Genomic DNA, 20,531 nt, shown 5'->3' on the forward strand with positions numbered 1-20,531 from the left:
TAAGTAAAATGAAAAAAATAACCATTGGCTTAATTGGTAATCCTAATTCAGGCAAAACAACGTTATTCAATCAGTTAACCGGTGCGCGTCAGCGTGTGGGGAACTGGGCTGGCGTGACCGTGGAACGCAAAGAAGGTGGGTTCACCACCACCGATAATCAGGTCACGCTGGTTGACCTGCCAGGCACTTACTCTCTGACAACGATTTCTGCGCAAACCTCGCTGGATGAGCAAATCGCCTGTCACTACATTTTGAACGGCGATGCCGACCTGTTAATCAATGTGGTTGACGCATCCAACCTCGAACGTAACCTCTACCTGACACTGCAACTGCTGGAGTTGGGTATTCCATGCATTATTGCCCTGAACATGCTCGATATTGCCGAGAAACAGCAGGTGCGGATTGATGTCGCCGCCCTTTCTGCCCGACTGGGCTGCCCGGTGGTGCCGCTGGTTTCAACGCGCGGTCGCGGTATTGGCGCGTTAAAACTGGCGATCGACCGTCACCAGGCCAATGACGACGTTGAACTGGTGCACTACGCGCAACCGCTCGCTCGCGAAGCCGACGCGTTGGCGCAGATGATGCCGTCTGAAATGCCATGGCAGCAGCGCCGCTGGATGGGCCTGCAGATGTTGGAAGGCGATATCTACAGCCGTGCTAATTCCGGTATCAACACGCAACAACTGGAAATGGCGCAATCGCGCTTACAGACGGAGATGGACGATCCGGCACTGCATATTGCCGATGCACGCTATCAATCTATTGCCGCCATTTGCGACAGCGTCAGTAACACCCTGACCGCAGAGCCAAGCCGTTTCACCGCAGCCGTTGACCGGGTGATCCTCAACCGCTACCTGGGTCTGCCGATCTTCTTGTTTGTGATGTACCTGATGTTTCTGTTCGCCATTAACATCGGCGGCGCATTCGCACCGATTTTTGATGCGGGCTCTGTGGCGATTTTCATTCACGGTATTCAGTGGCTTGGTTATACGCTGCACTTCCCGGCGTGGCTAACCGTGTTCCTGGCGCAAGGCCTGGGCGGCGGTGTCAACACTGTGCTGCCGCTGGTGCCGCAACTGGGCATGATGTACCTGTTTATGTCTTTCCTTGAAGACTCGGGTTACATGGCGCGTGCCGCCTTTGTGATGGACCGCCTGATGCAATCGCTCGGCCTGCCGGGGAAATCCTTTGTTCCACTGATTGTCGGTTTCGGCTGCAACGTACCGTCGATTATGGGTTCGCGCACCCTGGATGCGCCGCGTGAACGGCTGATCACCATGATGATGGCGCCATTTATGTCCTGTGGGGCACGTCTGGCGATTTTCGCGGTTTTTGCCGCCGCCTTCTTTGGCCAGCAAGGTGCAGTCACCGTCTTCTCTCTTTATGTGCTGGGCATCGTGATGGCGATCCTTACCGGATTGATGCTGAAATATACCTTACTGCGTGGTGAAGCCTCGCCCTTTGTCATGGAACTGCCGGTTTACCATGTGCCGCATCTGAAAAGCCTGCTGTTGCAAACCTGGCAGCGTCTGAAGGGCTTTGTGATCCGCGCCGGTAAAGTGATCATCATTGTCAGCATTTTCCTCAGCGCAATGAATAGCTTCTCGCTGGACGGGCGCACCGTCGACAAAATTGATGACTCTGCGCTTGCGTCGGTTAGCCGCGTCTTCACCCCGCTGCTGGAACCTATCGGCGTGCATGGCGACCACTGGCAGGCGACTGTGGGGCTGGTCACCGGCGCAATGGCGAAAGAAGTGGTGGTCGGCACGCTGAATACCCTTTATACCGCAGAGAATATTCAGCAACAGGCGTTTAACCCGGCGGAGTTCAGCCTGACGGATGAGCTGTCTGCAGCCCTGGCAGATACCTGGAAAAGCCTGAATGACACCTTCAGTCTGAGCGTGCTGGCGAACCCGATAGAAGCCAGCAAAGGCGACGGCGAAATGGAAACCGGCACTATGGGCGTGATGAGTGAGAAATTTGGCAGCGCCGCAGCCGCTTACAGCTACCTGATTTTTGTATTGCTTTACGTGCCCTGCATCACCGCGATGGGCGCTATCGCTCGAGAATCCAGCCGTGGCTGGATGGGCTTCTCGGTGTTGTGGGGGCTGAACATCGCTTACTCGCTCTCAACCCTGTTTTACCAGGTAGCAACCTTTAACCAGCACCCGGTTTACAGCCTGACCTGTATTCTGGCAGTGATCCTGTTTAACGTTGTGGTGATAGGTACCCTGCGTCGCGCCAGAAGCCGGGTAGACGTCAATCTGCTGGCGACGCGTAAAACGGTCGCCACCTGCTGCGACAGCCCGACTGGCGATTGCCACTAAGGAGCCTGAGAATGGCCTCGTTGCTTGAAGTGCGAGATATGCTGGCGTTGCAGGGGCGGATGGAAGCCAGCCAGCTCAGCGCCACGCTACATACACCGCGTGCGTTGATCGATGCCATGCTCGGGCGCATGGAGGCAATGGGTAAAGCCGTACGCATCCAGGAAGAGGCTGACGGCTGCCTGAGCGGGAGTTGTAAACAGTGCCCGGAAGGGAAAAGCGCCTGCACTCGCGAGTGGTGGGCGCTGCGTTAACGAACGGAACATGTATCCGGCCTGCGCATGCCGCTGCTCAGGCCCGTTCCCACACCTCTTTACAGCCTGGCTTTCAGTGCCACCAGCGCGTCGCAAAACTCTGCGGGATGCGAAATGAACGGGGCATGCGCTGCTTTCGGAAACAGAATCGACTTGCTGCGCGGCCACATCTCATCTAATAGCGGTACGATTTTACGCGGCACCAGCCCATCAAGGCGGCCATACAAGCGTAAAAAGGGTATCTCAAGCGCTGATAACGCGGTGCGCAAATCTGCCGTTTTCAGAATTTCCAGCCCGCCGTTCAGGACTTCTGCCGAAGGCATATCCAGGGACAATACTGTGTTCTTCAGCGCGCGGGCGTCTTGTTTTGCCGTTTCCGTGCCCAGGGTTTGCAAGGCCAGAAAACGCTCCACAGTGCGCTGGAAATCTTCACTAAGTTGATGCTGAAACCCTGCCAGTACCTCTGGTTTGATCCCAGCCCATCCATCCCGTGCGCTAAAGCATGGCGATGACGCCACGGTGACCAACGCATGCATGCGCTCCGGTACGAGTAACGCCAGCTCGCTTGCCACCAGCCCACCCAAACTCCAGCCCAGCCAAATTGCCTTTTCCGGCGCCTGGGATAACACAATGTCTGCCATCTGACGCAGCGAAAGCGCAGCGAATCCGCCGCTTCTGCCATACCCCGGTAGATCCACCAGGTGCACGGTAAAATGCGAACTCAGTTGCGGGATAATGCAATCCCACACCTGCGCATTCAGTCCCCATCCGTGCAGCAGCACAAGATCACAATCTCCTTCGCCTTTGGTTTGCCACCAGATGTCATTCATCCGTTATTGTTCTCTTCTTTTACACAGGGAGGTGCAACATGCTAACAGCGCCAGGCTTATGCTGGCTATGCCGAATGCCGCTCGCATGCAGTCATTGGGGCATTTGCTCATTATGCAGTCGGGCGATGCGACCCGCCGGAAAAGTTTGCCCTTTGTGCGGTTTACCTGCCGCGCACGCAGAGGTGGAATGCGGGCGTTGTCTTCAAAAACCCCCGCCATGGCGGCAGTTGATTGCCGTCAGCCATTACACACCGCCGCTCAGTACCTTACTGCAACAGTTTAAATTTCTGCCACGCCCGGAGGCCGCGCACGCGCTTGCCCGTCTGCTGTTGTTAGCTCTACGTAGCCGTGGAGCGGGTAAACCCGATCTGATCATCAGCGTACCGCTGCACGCCCGGCGTCAATGGCGCAGAGGCTTTAACCAAAGCGATCTGCTGTGCCGGGCGCTGTCGCGCTGGCTGCAAAGCCGCTATGACCCCGCTACCCTGAGCCGTCGGCGGGCCACGCCAGTGCAACATCACCTCAGCGCCCGGTTGCGCAAACAGAACCTGAAAAACGCCTTTCGACTTGAATTGCCCGTCGCCGGACTCCATATCGCCGTGGTGGATGATGTCGTCACGACCGGCAGTACTGTTGCAGAAATCAGCCGTCTGCTTTTACGCAGCGGCGCAGCGACTGTTCAGGTATGGTGCCTGTGTCGAACCTTGTAGACCCTCGATGATGGGCGTATTATAACCAAGTAAAATAGTCAACTATTAGGCCATTGCTATGATCCGTATTTCCGATGCAGCCCAGGCGCATTTTGTAAAACTACTGGCAAATCAGGAAGAAGGGACGCAAATCCGCGTATTTGTGATCAACCCAGGCACACCAAATGCCGAGTGTGGTGTTTCCTATTGCCCGCCGGATGCGGTTGAAGCGACCGATACCGCACTGGAATTTGAACAGCTGGTTGCTTATGTCGACGAGCTGAGCGCGCCGTATCTGGAAGATGCGGAAATCGATTTTGTTACCGATCAGTTGGGCTCCCAGTTAACGCTGAAAGCGCCGAACGCCAAAATGCGCAAAGTCTCCGACGATGCCCCGCTGATGGAACGCGTGGAATATTTGCTGCAGTCGCAAATCAACCCGCAACTGGCCGGCCACGGCGGCCGCGTATCGCTGATGGAGATCACCGATGAAGGCTACGCCATCCTGCAGTTTGGCGGCGGCTGTAACGGTTGCTCCATGGTCGACGTGACGCTGAAAGAAGGGATTGAGAAGCAGCTGCTGACCGAGTTCCCGGAACTCAAAGGCGTGCGCGATCTGACCGAGCACCAGCGCGGCGAGCACTCCTACTACTAAGATTTATGCGTACGACTGCATGCCCGGCGGCGCTTTGTCGCCCGGGTATGTACCCGATTTACCGCCATCTTTCCCTGTTACCTTCCCCTTGTTACCCGTATCCCTGGCGATATTTATCCCCTTTGTTAACGGCTCATTACCGCGCATTAGTATGACGGATATCTCAGTTCTCACATTTAGACCCCGCAGGTGATTCTCTTTCCCTGGATGTTACCCGTATCATTCAACGCAGTACCGACAAGATAAAAACATCCAGCTACAATTTTTAAAGATGGATGTAAGCCGTAACGGTGCCGCAGCACGCCGCTTCCGTAACAGGAGCGTTGGCAAGCTGCCAGAGAAAAATGACGTTACCCATAACAAATTAAAGGCCAGGTAAATCATGCCATTAGTCATTGTCGCTATCGGTGTAGCCCTACTACTCCTGTTAATGATCCGCTTTAAACTCAACGGATTTATCGCTCTGATCCTGGTGGCACTCGCCGTCGGGATGATGCAGGGCATGCCGCTGGATGCCGTTATCAAATCCATTAAAGCCGGTGTCGGTGGCACACTGGGCAGCCTGGCCTTGATCATGGGCTTTGGCGCTATGCTCGGTAAAATGCTGGCCGACTGCGGCGGCGCACAGCGCATCGCCACGACACTTATCGAAAAATTTGGTCGCCAGCATATTCAGTGGGCAGTGGTGTTAACCGGTTTTACCGTCGGTTTCGCCCTGTTTTATGAAGTGGGCTTCGTGCTGCTGCTGCCGTTGGTGTTCACCATTGCCGCGTCTGCCCGCATTCCGCTGCTTTATATTGGCGTTCCCATGGCTGCCGCGCTCTCCGTGACGCACGGTTTTCTGCCGCCGCACCCTGGCCCGACCGCTATCGCCACCATCTTCCATGCTGATATGGGTAAAACCCTGCTTTACGGTACGTTGCTTGGCATCCCGACGGTGATCCTTGCAGGCCCGGTTTATGCGCGGTTCCTGAAAAGCATTGATAAGCCGATCCCGGAAGGCTTGTACAACTCCAAAACCTTTAGCGAAGAAGAGATGCCGGGGTTTGGCGTGAGCGTCTGGACCTCTCTGGTACCGGTAATTCTGATGGCGCTGCGCGCCGTGGCAGAGATGATCCTACCAAAAGGTCACGCGATCCTGCCGTACGCTGAGTTTTTTGGCGACCCGGTAATGGCAACCATGATTGCGGTACTGATTGCTGTCTTCACCTTTGGCCTGAACCGTGGTCGTTCCATGGACGACATTAACGAAACACTGACCAGTTCGATCAAAATCATCGCCATGATGCTGCTGATCATCGGCGGCGGCGGCGCGTTCAAACAGGTTCTGGTTGATAGCGGCGTAGATAAATACATCGCTTCAATGATGCACGAAACCAATCTGTCACCGCTGTTTATGGCCTGGTCTATTGCGGCAGTACTGCGTATTGCCTTGGGTTCAGCGACCGTTGCAGCAATTACCGCAGGCGGCATCGCCGCGCCGCTGATTGCCACCACTGGCGTCAGCCCGGAACTGATGGTGATTGCGGTTGGCTCAGGCAGTGTCATCTTCTCACATGTGAACGATCCGGGATTCTGGCTGTTCAAGGAATACTTCAATCTGACTATCGGCGAAACCATGCGCTCATGGTCAGCGCTGGAAACCATCATCTCTGTCTGCGGTCTGATTGGCTGTTTGCTGCTGGGTATGGTGGTTTAATGCCTGATGGCCGGAAAGCGCCCCATTTGGCGTGAAAAAATGCCCGGTTTTACCGGGCATTTTTATTAACGTTTCGCCGCCGCTTTACGCCGACGATCCAGGTCTTTAATCAACCTGTTTACCTTCTCATCGGCGAACATTTTCTCCAGCGACACCGCCAGCTTACGCCGCCAGTTTTTATACTGGTAACTGGTACCCGGAACGTTGACCGGCCCGGGCATATCGAGCCAGTCTTCCGGCTGTAACCCCAGCAGCGCACTGTTGCTGTCGGCGATATAACGCTGCATACCGCGATTCAGTACCGCTGTCATCGGCATACGCGCCGCAGTGCGCCCTGCGCGTTTCGGCAAACAACCCGAGCGGTGCAACGCCTCCAGTAACCCCTGCTTTGCCCGCTCGCGATCCTGATACAAGCCACGCAATATCACTTCATCCGGGTACAGTCCGAGCGTTTTACCGAGGGTTAAATCACCGCTCTCCCAGTATCCGCGCAGCGTGGGCAAATCATGCGTGGTGGCAACCGCCATCGACTGCAACGGATATGTCTGCGGCGCCCGGAACATGTTTTGCGCATCGTTTTCGAAGTACAACACTTTATAGGAGTAGACACCGCTACTGCGCAGCTTGCCGACAATCTCTACCGGCACCGTGCCCAGATCCTCGCCAATCACCATGCATTGATGACGCTGACTTTCCAGCGCCAGAATGGCCAGCAGATCGTCCACCGGGTACTGCACATACGCCCCGTGATCCGCCGTTTCACCGTAGGGGATCCACCATAAGCGCAGCATCGACATCACGTGATCAATGCGCAACGCGCCGCAGTTCTTCATATTGGCGCGCAGCAGATCGATAAAGGGCGCGTAAGCGCGGGCGCGCATCACATGCGGATCCATGGGCGGCAATCCCCAGTTTTGCCCCAGCGGCCCGAGAATGTCCGGCGGCGCGCCCACAGAGGCCTTCAGGCAATAGAGCTCACGGTCACACCAGGTTTCCGCCCCGCCTTCTGCCACACCCACCGCCAGGTCGCGGTAAAGGCCAATCGGCATCGCATGGTGCTGGCAGACCGCCCAACACTCAGCAAACTGCGTGTAGGCCAGCCACTGCAGCCAGAGATAAAAATTGACTTCATCAGCGTGCTGCTGACAAAAAGCGCTAACCTGCGGACTGCAAGTAGACTGAAAGCCCTCCGGCCAGACCGGCCAGCCCCAGCGCAACGCATCTTCCTGCACCTGCTGCGCATGCAGCGCGTCAAACGCGGCCTGCCAGTAGAGGCTTTCACCTTCCTGTTGCACAAAGGTTCGGAACGCCATTGCCTGCTCATCGTCGTCAGCGCGTTCACGAAAGCGTTTCCATGCCAGGCGCAATGCCGCCAGTTTCAACGCGGTTACGGTGGCGTAATCTACCCACTCCGCATCCCGGGCGGCACGCAGGGATTGCTGGGTGGTGGGCATTGCCCACCAGGCCTGCGCCTCTTCACTTTCGCGGAAATCCGCCAGTGCATTGACGTCAATGTAGATAATATTCAGCCAGCGGCGGGAAGAGGGGCTGTAAGGACTGGCGCTCTCCGGATTCGCCGGGTAAAGCGCATGGATCGGATTAAGACCTATAAACGCCCCACCACGGCTGGCGACTTCGCCGAGCATCTTTTTCAGATCGCCAAAGTCACCAATGCCCCAGTTATCTTCTGACCGCAGGGTATAAAGCTGAACGCAGGCTCCCCACAGTTTTTTCCCCTCCAGCAGCGCAGGAGGTTCATAACACCGCGCCGGAGCAATGATTACCCCGCACTGCCAGCGCTGCGTTTTCTGCTCCAGCGTCAATGTGTGATAGCCCAACGGCAGACCGGTTGGCAGCGCCAGATCCTCACCGCCATGCGCCTTGCCCTGGTACTGTTTCCCGTTTTCCAGAGTGAGATGCCAGGCAAACTCACCTTTGCCGCTCACCGGTAATGTCTTCTTTTTACCGCGGATAAAGACCCGCACTGGCGGAACAGGCGCGGCCTCTACCGCCGTCGCAGGGTGCATCGCCGCCAGCAGCCGCTGCTTCGTACTGACGGTAATGGACTGCGGTTTGCCATGAGCATTGATATAGTCAGGGCTGATCCCCGCCGCCAGCGCGGCTTGCTCCAGACGTATTTTCTCCATCGGGCTCCCTTAACGTTTGGCCTGCCAGATCCGGGTTTGATAATCGCGAATGGATCGATCAGAGCTGAACATACCGCAACGAGCAGTATTCAGAATCGCCGCCCTGGTCCAGGCCTCCTGGTCGCGATACAGCACATCTACACGTTTTTGTGCTTCAACATAGGCGGCAAAATCCGCCAGCACCAGGTACGGATCACCGCCCTGCTTACCCAAACTGTGTAGCATTTGATCGAAAGCATGCTTGTCGCCATCGCTGTATTTGCCGCTTTCCAGCTCTTTCAGGACAGCATCAAGCAGTTTGTCTTTTTTACGCCATTTCAGCGGGTCATAGCCTTTGGCTTTCAGTGCCTTCACCTGCTCAACCGTATTGCCGAAGATAAAGATATTCTCGTCGCCCACCTGAGCGGCAATTTCGACGTTTGCACCATCCAGCGTGCCGACGGTTAACGCACCGTTCAGCGCCAGTTTCATGTTGCCGGTACCCGAGGCCTCTTTACCTGCGGTAGAGATCTGCTCAGACACGTCCGCCGCCGGGATCAGCTTCTCTGCTGCCGACACGCAGTAATCCGGCAGGAACACCACTTTCAACTTGTCGCCAACTTGCGCATCGTTATTGATAACGTCTGCCACTTTGTTAATGGCATAAATGATGTTCTTCGCCAGGTAGTATCCTGGTGCGGCTTTCGCGCCGAATAAGAACACGCGCGGTACGCGGTCAGCTTGCGGGTTTTCACGGATCTCTTTATACAGCGCAATGATATGCAGCAGACCAAGATGCTGACGCTTGTATTCGTGCAGCCGTTTGATCTGCACATCGAACAGCGCCTGCGGGTTGATGATGATACCGGTGCGGGCTTTAACAAAGGCCGCAAGGCGAACTTTGTTCTGCTGTTTAATGTCACGATATTGCTGACGGAATGCCGCATCATCGGCATATTTTTCCAGGTTAATCAGTTGGTCAAGATCGTTGGCCCACTCTTTTTTCAGCGTCTTATCCAGCAGGGTCGCCAGCAGAGGGTTGCACTGTTTGATCCAACGACGTGGCGTAATGCCGTTCGTCACATTATGGAATTTGCCCGGCCAGAGCTGGTTGTATTCCGGAAAGAGGTCTTTAACTACCAGGTCCGAATGCAGCGCCGCAACCCCATTTACGGCAAAACCGCCAACGACGCAGAGGTTCGCCATGCGTACCTGTTTGTGATGCACCACGGCCAGCTTCGCCCACACCTCTTTGTTTCCCGGCCAGGTCTTCTCTACCAGCACTTTAAACTTATCGTTGATCTGCTTAATGATTTGCATATGGCGTGGCAACAGCGCTTTCACCAGCGTTTCATCCCAGCACTCCAGTGCTTCCGGCATCAACGTATGGTTGGTGTAAGCAAACGTGCGGCTGGTGATCGCCCATGCATCGTCCCAACTCAGTTGATGTTCATCAAGCAGAACGCGTAACAGCTCAGGGATTGCAATGGTCGGGTGGGTATCATTCAACTGGATAACTTCAAAGTCCGGCAACTGCGCCACTTTACGCCCGGCCAGGTGATGACGGCGAAGGATGTCGGCAACCGAACAAGCACACTGGAAATATTGCTGCATCAGACGCAGTTTCTTGCCTGCCTGGTGGTTGTCGTTGGGGTAGAGCACTTTGGTCAACTTTTCTGCATCAATGCCCGTTTGCTCAGCGCGCAGGAAGTCCCCAGCGTTAAATTTAGTCAAGTTAAACGGGTGCGCATGTGTTGCCTGCCACAAGCGCAGCGGCTGCGTTACGCTGTTGCGATAGCCAATGACAGGCAGATCCCAGGCTTCGCCAATTAACGTAAACGCCGGTTGCCACTGCCCCTCTTTAGTAACCTTCCCGCCAATACCCACCTGCACGTCCAGCTGTTCGTTATGGGTAAACCATGGATAATGCCGACGATGCCAGTCATCCGGGGCCTCGTGTTGTTGCCCGTCAACGAAAGACTGACGGAATAAACCGTACTGATAATTCAGCCCGTAACCTGTCGCTGACTGGCCAACGGTGGCCATCGAATCAAGGAAACAGGCCGCAAGACGCCCCAGCCCACCGTTGCCCAACGCCGGATCGATCTCTTCTTCCAGCAGGTCAGTCAGATTGATTTTATGCGCGTTCAGGACCTCGGCCACATCCTGGTACCAGCCTAAGTTCAGCAGGTTGTTCCCGGTAAGGCGACCAATCAGAAACTCCATTGAAATGTAGTTAACATGACGCTGTGCTTTCGCCGCTTTCGGCGCGGGTTGCGCGGCGAGCAGTTCCGCCAGCGCACCGCTGACCGCCTGCCACCACTGATGAGGTGTCATTTCCGTTGCAGATGCAACCCCCGTACGCTGCCACTGGCGCGTGAGGGCCGCTTCAAATTGCGCTTTATCAAACGTTGGCTTTGACATAAAAAATCCGGGTCCTGTAATGAAATAGATCGACGTTAGCGCTAGTGTGCCTGGCTCAGGGTATGAGTTCCTCCTCCCGCCGGGGATTATGCCAGGAGGAGTTGCGGGGATGAGCGAAAACTGTGATCGCCGCCACTTAAAGGTAGCGTCTTTTTTGCACATTTCTCAAACAAAACACGGACAAAACATGCGGAAGGCGATGTTCTAACCCGGGCAAGGAAAGAAACAAAATGAAATGTCGTTTCAGTAATAAATAATTATGTCTGATGGCAAACAAGCGGCGGATAATAGGGCCGGTAGCTTAAGATTTCACCTACTTCGCTATTTATGGCGATAAAACAGAGTTTAATGAATACTTTTACCAGGGCCCTATGGGCAATAAAACTCTTTATTCTGTAAGCCCTCGTACCCCGCCAGACCTGAGTAAGCCTCTCGTTGCCAATATTGTGCTTAATTTAGACATTATTGAAAAAGAAATGTGACATAGTGCAAATTCACAATCGTCAGATTTGGACATAACTTGCAATAAATGCACATCTGACCGACCTTATTAGTATTAATTACGAAGCGCAAAAAAAATCAATTCCCCTGTTTGCCTCACAGTGAAGTGATAACTATGTTGATTCCGTCAAAATTAAGTCGCCCGGTTCGTCTCGACCACACGGTGGTGCGTGAACGTTTGCTGGCGAAACTTTCCGGCGCCAACAATTATCGGCTGGCGCTGATCACGAGCCCCGCGGGTTACGGAAAAACAACGCTTATTTCCCAGTGGGCGGCAGGTAAAAACGACATTGGCTGGTACTCCCTGGATGAAGGAGATAACCAGCAGGAACGCTTTGCCAGTTACTTTATCGCCGCCATTCAACAGGCAACGGGCGGCCATTGCCTGCGCAGCGAGGCAATGGCGCAAAAACGCCAGTACGCCAGCCTGGCGTCACTCTTCTCGCAGCTTTTTGTTGAACTGACGGAATGGCAGCGCCCGCTCTACCTGGTGATCGATGATTATCACCTTATAACCAACCCGGTTATCCACGACGCTATGCGTTTTTTCCTGCGCCATCAGCCGGAAAATCTGACGCTGATTGTCCTGTCGCGCAACTTGCCACAATTGGGCATTGCCAACCTGCGGGTGCGCGAGCAATTACTGGAAATTGGCAGCCAGCAACTGGCGTTTAATCACCAGGAAGCCAAACAGTTCTTCGACTGCCGGCTGGCCTCGCCCATTGAGGCGGCTGAAAGCGGTCGGCTGTGTGATGACGTGGCAGGTTGGGCAACGGCACTGCAACTCATCGCGCTCTCTGCCCGGCAAAATCACAGCGCCCCGCACCAGTCGGCGCGCCGTTTATCCGGCATCAACGCCACTCACCTTTCCGACTATCTGGTCGATGAAGTGCTGGACAACGTTGATGTCAGCACCCGTCACTTCCTGCTCAAAAGCGCACTGCTGCGTTCAATGAATGACGCGTTGATTGTGCGCGTCACCGGTGAAGAAAACGGGCAAATGCGGCTCGAAGAGATCGAGCGTCAGGGGTTGTTCTTGCAGCGGATGGACGACTCCGGCGAATGGTTTAGCTACCATCCGCTGTTCGGCAACTTCCTGCGTCAGCGCTGTCAGTGGGAACTGGCAACAGAACTGCCGGATATTCACCGGGCAGCGGCGGAAAGCTGGATGGCGCAGGGGTTCCCGAGTGAAGCCATTCACCATGCGCTGGCCGCAGGTGATGGCGTCATGCTGCGCGATATTCTGCTGCATCATGCGTGGGGGCTGTTTAACCACAGTGAGCTGAGCTTGCTCGAAGAGTCGTTAAAAGCGCTACCGTGGGAAAGCCTGCTGGAAAATCCCCGGCTAGTCCTGTTGCAGGCCTGGCTCATGCAAAGCCAGCATCGCTACGGTGAAGTCAACACGCTGCTGGCCCGCGCGGAACAAGAGATGACCACGCAGATGGATTCCTCTCTGCATGGTGATTTCAATGCGCTGCGCGCCCAGGTGGCCATTAATGATGGCGACCCGGCAGAAGCGGAGCGGCTGGCGATGGTCGCCCTGGGAGAGTTGCCGCTGGCGAATTACTACAGCCGCATCGTTGCCACCTCCGTGCATGGCGAAGTACTGCACTGTAAGGGCGAGCTGACCAGCTCGTTGTCGGTCATGCAACAGACCGAACAGATGGCCCGCCGCCACGATGTCTGGCATTACGCGTTGTGGAGTCTGATCCAGCAGAGCGAAATCCTTTTTGCGCAGGGCTTCTTGCAGGCGGCCTGGGAGATGCAGGAGAAAGGTTTTATCCTGATCCGCGAACAGCATCTGGAACAGTTGCCAATGCACGAGTTCCTGTTACGTATTCGCGCCCAACTGTTGTGGGCCTGGGCGCGGCTGGATGAATCCGAAGCCGCCGCGCGTCAGGGGCTGGAAGTGCTCAGCGCACTACAGCCGCAGCAGCAGTTGCAATGCCTGGCGCTGGTGGTGCAAAACTCGCTGGCACGCGGGGATCTGGACAATGCACGCAGCCACCTTCACCGGCTGGAAAACCTGCTCGGCAATGGCCAGTACCACAGCGATTGGGTATCTAACGCTGACAAAGTACGGGTTATCTACTGGCAAATGACCGGCGATAAGAAAGCCGCCGCGCAGTGGCTGCGCCAGACGCCAAAACCGGCTTTCGCCAATAACCATTTTTTGCAAAGCCAGTGGCGCAACATCGCCCGGGCGCAGATCCTGCTGGGGGACTTCGAACCGGCGGAAATGGTGCTGGAAGAGTTGAATGAGAACGCCCGCAGCCTGCGGCTAATGAGCGACATTAACCGTAACCTGCTGCTACTGAATCAACTTTACTGGCAGGCCGGGCGCAAAAATGACGCCCAGCGCGTACTGCTGGAAGCATTACAGCTCGCCAACCGTACCGGGTTTATCAGCCATTTTGTGATCGAAGGGGAAGCGATGGCGCAGCAGTTGCGCCAGTTAATTCAGCTTAATACGCTGCCGGAACTGGATCAGCACCGCGCTCAGCGTATCCTGCGGGATATTAACCAGCACCACCGGCATAAATTTGCCCACTTTGATGAAACATTTGTTGAACGACTGCTGACCCACCCTGAAGTGCCGGAACTGATCCGCACCAGCCCGCTCACGCAGCGTGAGTGGCAAGTATTAGGGCTTATCTACTCTGGTTATAGCAATGAGCAGATCGCTGGCGAACTGGCAGTAGCCGCCACCACCATCAAGACGCACATTCGAAATCTCTACCAGAAACTCGGCGTCGCTCACCGTCAGGATGCGGTTCAGCACGCCCAGCAGTTGTTGAAAATTATGGGTTATGGTGTCTGACGGCGGGTGCCGTCAGACACGTTCGCGCTTAACAAAGCTCAAGCTGGATATTACTGCTGGTGATCACCTGCATCACGCCTGACGGCGGCATGGTATCGGTATAAACCGCATCTACCATGCTGATACTGCCCATATTGACCATCGCATTGCGGCCAAATTTCGAGTGATCCACCACCAGCATGACATGGCGTGAATTTTCGATAATCGCACGCTTGGTGCGCACTTCATGGTAATCAAACTCAAGCAATGAACCGTCTGCATCAATACCGCTGATGCCCAGAATGCCGAAGTCGAGACGGAACTGGGAAATAAAATCAAGGGTAGCTTCGCCAACAATGCCGCCGTCGCGGCTGCGTAATTCCCCGCCAGCGAGGATCACGCGGAAGTCATCTTTCTTCATTAACGTATTGGCGACGTTGAGGTTATTGGTTACCACGCGTAAATCGCTGTGATCGAGCAGCGCGTGCGCCACGGCTTCAGGCGTGGTGCCAATGTCAATAAACAGCGTCGCGCCGTTGGGGATCTGCTCGGCGACTTTACGGGCGATACGCTCTTTTTCCGCCGTCTGGGTGGATTTGCGATCGTGCCACGAGGTGTTCACAGAACTGGACGGCAACGCCGCGCCGCCATGATGGCGCAGAATTTTATTCTGATCCGCCAGATCGTTCAGATCGCGGCGAATAGTCTGCGGGCTTACGGAAAATTGTTCGACCAGCTCTTCGGTACTGACATATCCCTGTTGTTTAACCAGTTCAATAATCGCGTCATGACGCTGTGTTTGTTTCATGAATTGTCCCTGAAGAATTATGTTCGTTTTCGCACATTCTGCGAATCCACCAGCGCCATCGCCAGGCCGATCACCAGCCCGGCGGTATGTGCTCCGCTGGCAATGGCGAAGCCGGTCAAACCGAACCATTCGGCCACCATCAATGCCACGGTAAAGATAAACAAGCCATTCGGCAATGCCACTTGCGGCTGCGGGTCACGCACGCCACGCAGCCAGACATAGCCAATCAACGCATAAACCACACCGGATAAACCGCCAAACCACGGGCCGGTCAACTTGTGCTGGATAAAACCACTCAGTAGCGCGCTGATAAGGGTGATCACCAGCAGCTTACCGCTGCCGAGACGCTTTTCTACCGCTCCGCCAAGATACCACCACCAAAAGAGGTTAAAGATGATATGCACCAGCGAAAAATGCATTACCGCATGTGCGAAGTAGCGCCAGACCTCAAACTGCACACTGTCATCCCAGGGCCAGGCCAGCCACATCATCACGGTTTGATCGCCAACGATACTCATCAGTACAAACACCACGACGCAGAGCGCGGCAATGAGCAACGTCAATGGCCCACCCCGCTCGCGCAGGGCCGCCATCAGCGGAAAACGACGGTAATGCAGACCACTGTCTGTCTGCCCGGATGTCCAGCTTGCTGCCAGATAGCGCGGGTCGGACGGGTTTTCCATAAACCGCGCCAGCTCTGCCCGCACGCGCTCAGCCTGGCTCTCATCCGCCAGCCAGATGTCGCTTTGCGCATGATGTTGAATGGTCAGGATCACACCCTGGGTCTGCATATAGTCAACAAACGCCTGGGCGACGCGAGGGTTAGCAAAAGAGGTAATCATTAACATGGCTGGCGTCGCTTAATCCATACAAAGAGAGACAGTATAGCGAGAGAGGCGGGAGGCCTAAAGCGTGCCGTGCGCCACTTCAGCCGGGAAATGGCGATGCCAGGCATCAAAACCGCCATCCACGCTATATACCTTGTCGTAACCCTGCTGGAGCAAATATTGCGCTGCGCCTTTGCTGCTGTTGCCGTGGTAACACATCACCATAACCGGCGTGTCGAAGTCGTTATCGCGCATAAACGCGCCTAACGTGTCGTTGGTCAGGTGAAATGCACCCGGCGTATGGCCCATGGCAAAGCTTTGCGGATCGCGGATATCCACCAGTACTGCCTGATGCTGCTGCAGTTTTTGATGGGTTTCTTCTACGTTAATGCACTCAAAGTGTTCCATGACATTCTCTTAATTGACACAGGTGATGGCTATTCTGCCGTCAAGTGTACGTCGTGACGGCAGGTAAACGCCATTATGTTATGCATATCACTCTAAATTGTTTTTTTGATGTTACCAAAGGCGCGTTCATTTGCTATTATGAGCGATATCGAACATTTTTGAGCTATAACGAAAGTGCGTGAGGGCAGCATGGAAACCAAAGATCTGATTGTGATAGGTGGGGGCATCAACGGTGCCGGTATCGCGGCAGACGCCGCAGGGCGTGGTTTATCTGTGCTGATGCTGGAAGCACAGGATCTCGCCTGTGCGACCTCCAGCGCCAGCTCCAAATTAATCCACGGTGGGCTGCGCTACCTTGAACACTATGAATTCCGGCTGGTAAGCGAAGCGCTTGCCGAACGTGAAGTGTTGTTAAAAATGGCGCCGCATATCGCCTTCCCGATGCGCTTCCGTCTGCCGCATCGCCCGCATTTGCGTCCGGCATGGATGATTCGTATTGGCCTGTTTATGTACGATCACCTGGGTAAACGTACCAGCTTACCGGCTTCGGCTGGTTTGCGTTTTGGCGCAGAATCGGTACTGAAACCAGAAATCGTGCGCGGTTTCGAATATTCTGACTGCTGGGTGGACGACGCGCGACTGGTCGTCGCCAATGCGCAAATGGTCGAGCGTAAAGGTGGTAAGGTCTTAACCCGCACACGCGCCACCAGCGCGCGCCGTGAAAATGGTATGTGGATTGTCGAAGCGGAAGATATCGATACCGGGGAAAAACAGAGCTGGCAGGCGCGCGGTCTGGTTAACGCCACTGGCCCGTGGGTGAAACAGTTCTTTGATGATGGTATGCATCTGCCGTCCCCTTATGGTATCCGTTTGATCAAAGGCAGCCACATTGTGGTCCCGCGCGTTCATTCACAGAAGCAGGCTTACATTCTGCAAAACGAAGACAAACGCATTGTGTTTGTGATCCCGTGGATGGATGAGTTTTCCATTATCGGTACCACCGATGTGGAATATAAAGGCGACCCGAAAAAGGTTGAGATCGACGAGAATGAGATTAACTACCTGCTCAAAGTCTACAACGGCCACTTTAAGAAACAGTTGACCCGCGAAGATATCGCCTGGACCTATTCTGGCGTACGTCCGCTGTGTGATGATGAGTCAGACTCCCCGCAGGCCATCACCCGCGATTATACGCTGGATATCCATGACGATAATGGCAAAGCTCCGCTGTTGTCGGTCTTTGGCGGTAAGCTCACCACCTACCGTAAACTGGCTGAACACGCGCTGGAAAAACTGTCGCCGTATTACAAAGGCATTGGCCCGGCGTGGACCAAAGAGTGTGTACTGCCGGGCGGCGATTTAGCAGGCGATCGCGGTGATTTTGCCGCAAAACTGCGCCGCCGCTATCCATTTATCAGTGAGTCGCAGGCACGCCATTACGCCCGTACTTATGGTAGCAACAGCGAACTGATCCTCGCCAATGCCAACAGCATTGAGGATTTGGGTGAGCATTTCGGTCACGAGCTGTATGAAGCGGAGTTGCGCTACCTGGTTGAGCATGAATGGGTGCGCCGTCTGGATGATGCCATCTGGCGCCGGACCAAACTGGGCATGTGGTTAAACGCAGAAGAGCAATCGCGCGTAGCACAGTGGCTGACCCGTCATAATAAAGCGGAACTGTCGCTGGCCTCTTAATTACCAAAAACCTCTCCCCACCGGGGAGAGGTTTTCTGCTGACTACAGACGGACCGGTTTGATATTCCAGATGTTTTCTGCATACTCCTGGATAGTACGGTCAGATGAGAAGTACCCCATATTGGCGATATTGCGCATTGCTTTGGTCGTCCACTCCTCAGGATGTTTATACAGCTCGTCCACTTTGTCCTGGCAGTCAACATAGCTGCGGTAATCCGCCAATACCTGATAGTGGTCGCCAAAGTTGATTAACGAATCCACCAGATCACGGTAACGCCCCGGATCTTGCGGGTTAAATTGCCCGGTCGCGATTTGCGTCAGGACCTGGTGCAACTCCGGGTCGCTCTCGTAGTATTCACGCGGTTTGTAGCCCTTACGGCGCAGCTCTTCCACTTCATCTGCCGTATTGCCGAAGATAAAGATATTTTCTGCACCGACATGCTCCAGCATCTCCACATTTGCGCCATCCAGCGTACCGATAGTCAGCGCGCCGTTCAGGGCAAATTTCATGTTACTGGTACCGGAAGCCTCCGTACCCGCCAGCGAAATTTGCTCAGAGAGATCCGCCGCGGGAATAATTACCTGAGCCAGGCTGACACTGTAGTTAGGAATGAACACCACTTTCAGCTTATCGCCGATGTCCGGATCGTTGTTGATCACCTGCGCGACATCGTTAATCAAGTGAATAATGTGCTTGGCCATGTAATATGCCGAGGCCGCCTTGCCAGCGAAAATATTCACCCTCGGCACCCACTCTGCCGTCGGATCGGCTTTAATGCGGTTATAGCGGGTGATCACATGTAGCACGTTCATAAGTTGACGTTTGTACTCATGAATACGCTTGATCTGCACATCAAACAGCGCCTTCGGATTTACCACCACATTGAGCTGCTGACCGATGACATTGGCGAGCCGTTTTTTATTCTCCAGCTTGGCATGACGCACCGCCTGATTTACCGTCGGGTAGTCAATATGTTGCTCCAGCTCGCTGAGCTGACTGAGGTCGGTACGCCAGGTACGGCCGATATTTTCGTCCAGCACTTCCGACAACGACGGGTTGGCCAGCGCCAGCCAGCGGCGCGGCGTTACGCCGTTGGTAACGTTGATGAAGCGCATCGGGAAGATTTCGGCAAAGTCGGCAAACAACGACTGCACCATCAGGTTGGAATGCAGCTCCGAAACACCATTAACTTTATGACTGACCACAACCGCCAGCCAAGCCATACGCACCCGGCGACCGCTGGCTTCATCAATAATCGATGTCCGTCCCAACAGCTCAATATCGTTAGGATGCTGCTCCTGCAGTGTTTTCAGGAAGTAGTCGTTAATTTCAAAGATGATTTGCAGATGGCGCGGTAAGATTTTGCCCAGCATTTCTACCGGCCAGGTCTCCAGTGCCTCACTCATCAGCGTATGGTTGGTGTAAGAGAATACCTGGCAAGTGACTTCAAACGCCTCGTCCCACTCAAATTTATGCTCATCAATCAGCAATCGCATCAGTTCGGGGATCGACAACACCGGATGAGTGTCATTGAGGTGGATAGCTATCTTATCCGCCAGGTTGTCATACGTTTGGTGCAACTGGTAGTGGCGGCTCAGAATATCCTGCACCGTCGCCGAAACCAGGAAGTACTCCTGGCGCAAACGCAACTCGCGCCCGGAGTAGGTAGAGTCATCCGGGTAGAGTACCCGTGAGACGTTTTCTGAGTGGTTTTTATCTTCCACCGCCGCGAAGTAATCCCCCTGGTTAAATTTACCCAGGTTGATGGCGCTACTGGCCTGTGCATTCCACAGTCGCAGCGTGTTGGTGGCGTCGGTGTCATAGCCGGGGATAATCTGGTCGTAAGCCACCGCAAGGATCTCTTCGGTTTCAACCCAGCGGCTCTTTCTGCCCTCTTGCTGAATACGGCCGCCGAACCGGACTTTATAGCGCGTATTATGGCGTTTGAATTCCCACGGGTTACCGTACTCCAGCCAGTAGTCTGGCGACTCTTTCTGACGCCCATCAACAATGTTCTGTTTAAACATGCCGTAGTCGTAGCGGATACCGTAACCACGCCCCGGCAAGCCCAGCGTCGCCAGCGAATCCAGGAAGCAGGCCGCCAGTCGGCCAAGACCGCCATTGCCCAGACCGGGGTCGTTCTCTTCATCGATCAACTCTTCCAGATCCAGCCCCATCTCCTCAAGCGCATTTTTCACATCGTCATAAATACCGAGTGAAAGCAGCGCATTCGAGAGCGTGCGGCCAATCAGGAACTCCATCGACAGGTAGTAGACCTGACGCACCTCCTGAGAGAGCTGCGCGCGGGTGGAACGCAGCCAGCGCTCCACCAGCCGATCGCGCACCGCAAACAGCGTTGCGTTCAGCCATTCGTGTTTATTCGCGATGACCGGATCTTTACCAATGATGAACATCAGTTTGTAAGCAATCGAGTGCTTTAATGCCTCAATACTTAACGTCGGTGAAGCATAAGTAAAAGGTGCATTCATA

14 protein-coding genes are annotated in these 20,531 nt (G+C 54.8%); 7 read left to right on the plus strand and 7 right to left on the minus strand.

Translation table 11 applies throughout. The features are described 5' to 3' along the window. The first annotated feature begins 8 nt into the window (after positions 1-8). Positions 9-2,327 carry a Fe(2+) transporter permease subunit FeoB gene (gene feoB / locus RTX30_RS11050; RefSeq protein ID WP_312689692.1) on the plus strand — a complete coding sequence of 773 codons (2,319 nt, stop codon included), beginning with the start codon at positions 9-11 and terminating at the stop codon, positions 2,325-2,327. A gap of 11 nt (positions 2,328-2,338) precedes the next feature. Next, entirely contained in the window at positions 2,339-2,578 is a 240-nt protein-coding gene (gene feoC / locus RTX30_RS11055; protein WP_312689694.1) for a [Fe-S]-dependent transcriptional repressor FeoC, read from the plus strand. A gap of 59 nt (positions 2,579-2,637) precedes the next feature. On the opposite strand, the gene bioH is transcribed toward feoC, so the two are convergent. Further along, positions 2,638-3,408 carry a pimeloyl-ACP methyl ester esterase BioH gene (gene bioH / locus RTX30_RS11060; RefSeq protein ID WP_312689696.1) on the minus strand — a complete coding sequence of 257 codons (771 nt, stop codon included), beginning with the start codon at positions 3,406-3,408 and terminating at the stop codon, positions 2,638-2,640. A gap of 38 nt (positions 3,409-3,446) precedes the next feature. Here bioH and gntX point away from each other — a divergent pair, with 38 nt between their 5' ends. From gntX to gntT, 3 genes are all read left to right on the plus strand, one after another. Beyond that, positions 3,447-4,118 (plus strand): DNA utilization protein GntX, encoded by a 672-nt coding sequence (gene gntX / locus RTX30_RS11065; protein WP_312689698.1) that lies wholly within the window; start codon positions 3,447-3,449, stop codon positions 4,116-4,118. 58 nt (positions 4,119-4,176) lie between these two features. Further along, a complete protein-coding gene (gene nfuA / locus RTX30_RS11070) occupies positions 4,177-4,752 on the plus strand; it encodes a Fe-S biogenesis protein NfuA (RefSeq protein ID WP_312689700.1) in 576 nt (191 codons plus the stop codon). Positions 4,753-5,134: 382 nt separating this feature from the next. Further along, complete coding sequence (gene gntT, locus RTX30_RS11075) at positions 5,135-6,451, plus strand: gluconate transporter (RefSeq protein WP_312689702.1); 1,317 nt, start codon at positions 5,135-5,137, stop codon at positions 6,449-6,451. A 65-nt stretch (positions 6,452-6,516) separates the two neighbouring features. On the opposite strand, the gene malQ is transcribed toward gntT, so the two are convergent. Both malQ and malP read right to left on the minus strand, forming a co-directional pair. Beyond that, the gene (gene malQ / locus RTX30_RS11080) at positions 6,517-8,598 is read right to left on the minus strand and encodes a 4-alpha-glucanotransferase (RefSeq protein ID WP_312689704.1); all 2,082 of its coding nucleotides are present in this window, start codon (positions 8,596-8,598) and stop codon (positions 6,517-6,519) included. A gap of 9 nt (positions 8,599-8,607) precedes the next feature. Next, entirely contained in the window at positions 8,608-11,001 is a 2,394-nt protein-coding gene (gene malP, locus RTX30_RS11085; RefSeq protein ID WP_312689705.1) for a maltodextrin phosphorylase, read from the minus strand. Positions 11,002-11,617: 616 nt separating this feature from the next. Here malP and malT point away from each other — a divergent pair. Next, a complete protein-coding gene (gene malT / locus RTX30_RS11090) occupies positions 11,618-14,323 on the plus strand; it encodes an HTH-type transcriptional regulator MalT (protein ID WP_312689706.1) in 2,706 nt (901 codons plus the stop codon). A gap of 28 nt (positions 14,324-14,351) precedes the next feature. On the opposite strand, the gene RTX30_RS11095 is transcribed toward malT, so the two are convergent. The 3 genes from RTX30_RS11095 to glpE are packed head-to-tail and all read right to left on the minus strand — an operon-like array spanning position 14,352 to position 16,345. Next, positions 14,352-15,110 (minus strand): DeoR/GlpR family transcriptional regulator, encoded by a 759-nt coding sequence (locus tag RTX30_RS11095; RefSeq protein WP_312689708.1) that lies wholly within the window; start codon positions 15,108-15,110, stop codon positions 14,352-14,354. A 17-nt stretch (positions 15,111-15,127) separates the two neighbouring features. Then, on the minus strand, positions 15,128-15,958 hold the full coding sequence (glpG, locus tag RTX30_RS11100) for a rhomboid family intramembrane serine protease GlpG (protein WP_312689710.1): 831 nt from the start codon (positions 15,956-15,958) through the stop codon (positions 15,128-15,130). 57 nt (positions 15,959-16,015) lie between these two features. Then, complete coding sequence (gene glpE / locus RTX30_RS11105; protein WP_312689712.1) at positions 16,016-16,345, minus strand: thiosulfate sulfurtransferase GlpE; 330 nt, start codon at positions 16,343-16,345, stop codon at positions 16,016-16,018. Positions 16,346-16,534: 189 nt separating this feature from the next. Between glpE and glpD the strand changes: the two genes are divergently transcribed. Then, positions 16,535-18,040 carry a glycerol-3-phosphate dehydrogenase gene (gene glpD, locus RTX30_RS11110; protein ID WP_312689714.1) on the plus strand — a complete coding sequence of 502 codons (1,506 nt, stop codon included), beginning with the start codon at positions 16,535-16,537 and terminating at the stop codon, positions 18,038-18,040. 42 nt (positions 18,041-18,082) lie between these two features. Here the strand turns inward: glpD and glgP are convergent, their stop codons facing one another. Then, positions 18,083-20,530, minus strand: a complete 2,448-nt coding sequence (gene glgP, locus RTX30_RS11115) for a glycogen phosphorylase (protein WP_312689716.1) — start codon at positions 20,528-20,530, stop codon at positions 18,083-18,085. Between the last annotated feature and the right edge of the window lies 1 nt (position 20,531).

Origin of the sequence: Kosakonia sp. (assembly GCF_032052965.1) — a bacterium.
GTDB lineage: Bacteria > Pseudomonadota > Gammaproteobacteria > Enterobacterales > Enterobacteriaceae > Kosakonia.

Excerpts from the sequence above, each read along its gene's own strand:
- feoB (WP_312689692.1), top strand. The coding sequence starts at position 9 with ATGAAAAAAATAACCATTGGCTTAATTGGTAATCCTAATTCAGGCAAA.
- feoC (WP_312689694.1), top strand. The coding sequence starts at position 2,339 with ATGGCCTCGTTGCTTGAAGTGCGAGATATGCTGGCGTTGCAGGGGCGG.
- bioH (WP_312689696.1), bottom strand. The coding sequence starts at position 3,408 with ATGAATGACATCTGGTGGCAAACCAAAGGCGAAGGAGATTGTGATCTT.
- gntX (WP_312689698.1), top strand. The coding sequence starts at position 3,447 with ATGCTAACAGCGCCAGGCTTATGCTGGCTATGCCGAATGCCGCTCGCA.
- nfuA (WP_312689700.1), top strand. The coding sequence starts at position 4,177 with ATGATCCGTATTTCCGATGCAGCCCAGGCGCATTTTGTAAAACTACTG.
- gntT (WP_312689702.1), top strand. The coding sequence starts at position 5,135 with ATGCCATTAGTCATTGTCGCTATCGGTGTAGCCCTACTACTCCTGTTA.
- malQ (WP_312689704.1), bottom strand. The coding sequence starts at position 8,598 with ATGGAGAAAATACGTCTGGAGCAAGCCGCGCTGGCGGCGGGGATCAGC.
- malP (WP_312689705.1), bottom strand. The coding sequence starts at position 11,001 with ATGTCAAAGCCAACGTTTGATAAAGCGCAATTTGAAGCGGCCCTCACG.
- malT (WP_312689706.1), top strand. The coding sequence starts at position 11,618 with ATGTTGATTCCGTCAAAATTAAGTCGCCCGGTTCGTCTCGACCACACG.
- RTX30_RS11095 (WP_312689708.1), bottom strand. The coding sequence starts at position 15,110 with ATGAAACAAACACAGCGTCATGACGCGATTATTGAACTGGTTAAACAA.
- glpG (WP_312689710.1), bottom strand. The coding sequence starts at position 15,958 with ATGTTAATGATTACCTCTTTTGCTAACCCTCGCGTCGCCCAGGCGTTT.
- glpE (WP_312689712.1), bottom strand. The coding sequence starts at position 16,345 with ATGGAACACTTTGAGTGCATTAACGTAGAAGAAACCCATCAAAAACTG.
- glpD (WP_312689714.1), top strand. The coding sequence starts at position 16,535 with ATGGAAACCAAAGATCTGATTGTGATAGGTGGGGGCATCAACGGTGCC.
- glgP (WP_312689716.1), bottom strand. The coding sequence starts at position 20,530 with ATGAATGCACCTTTTACTTATGCTTCACCGACGTTAAGTATTGAGGCA.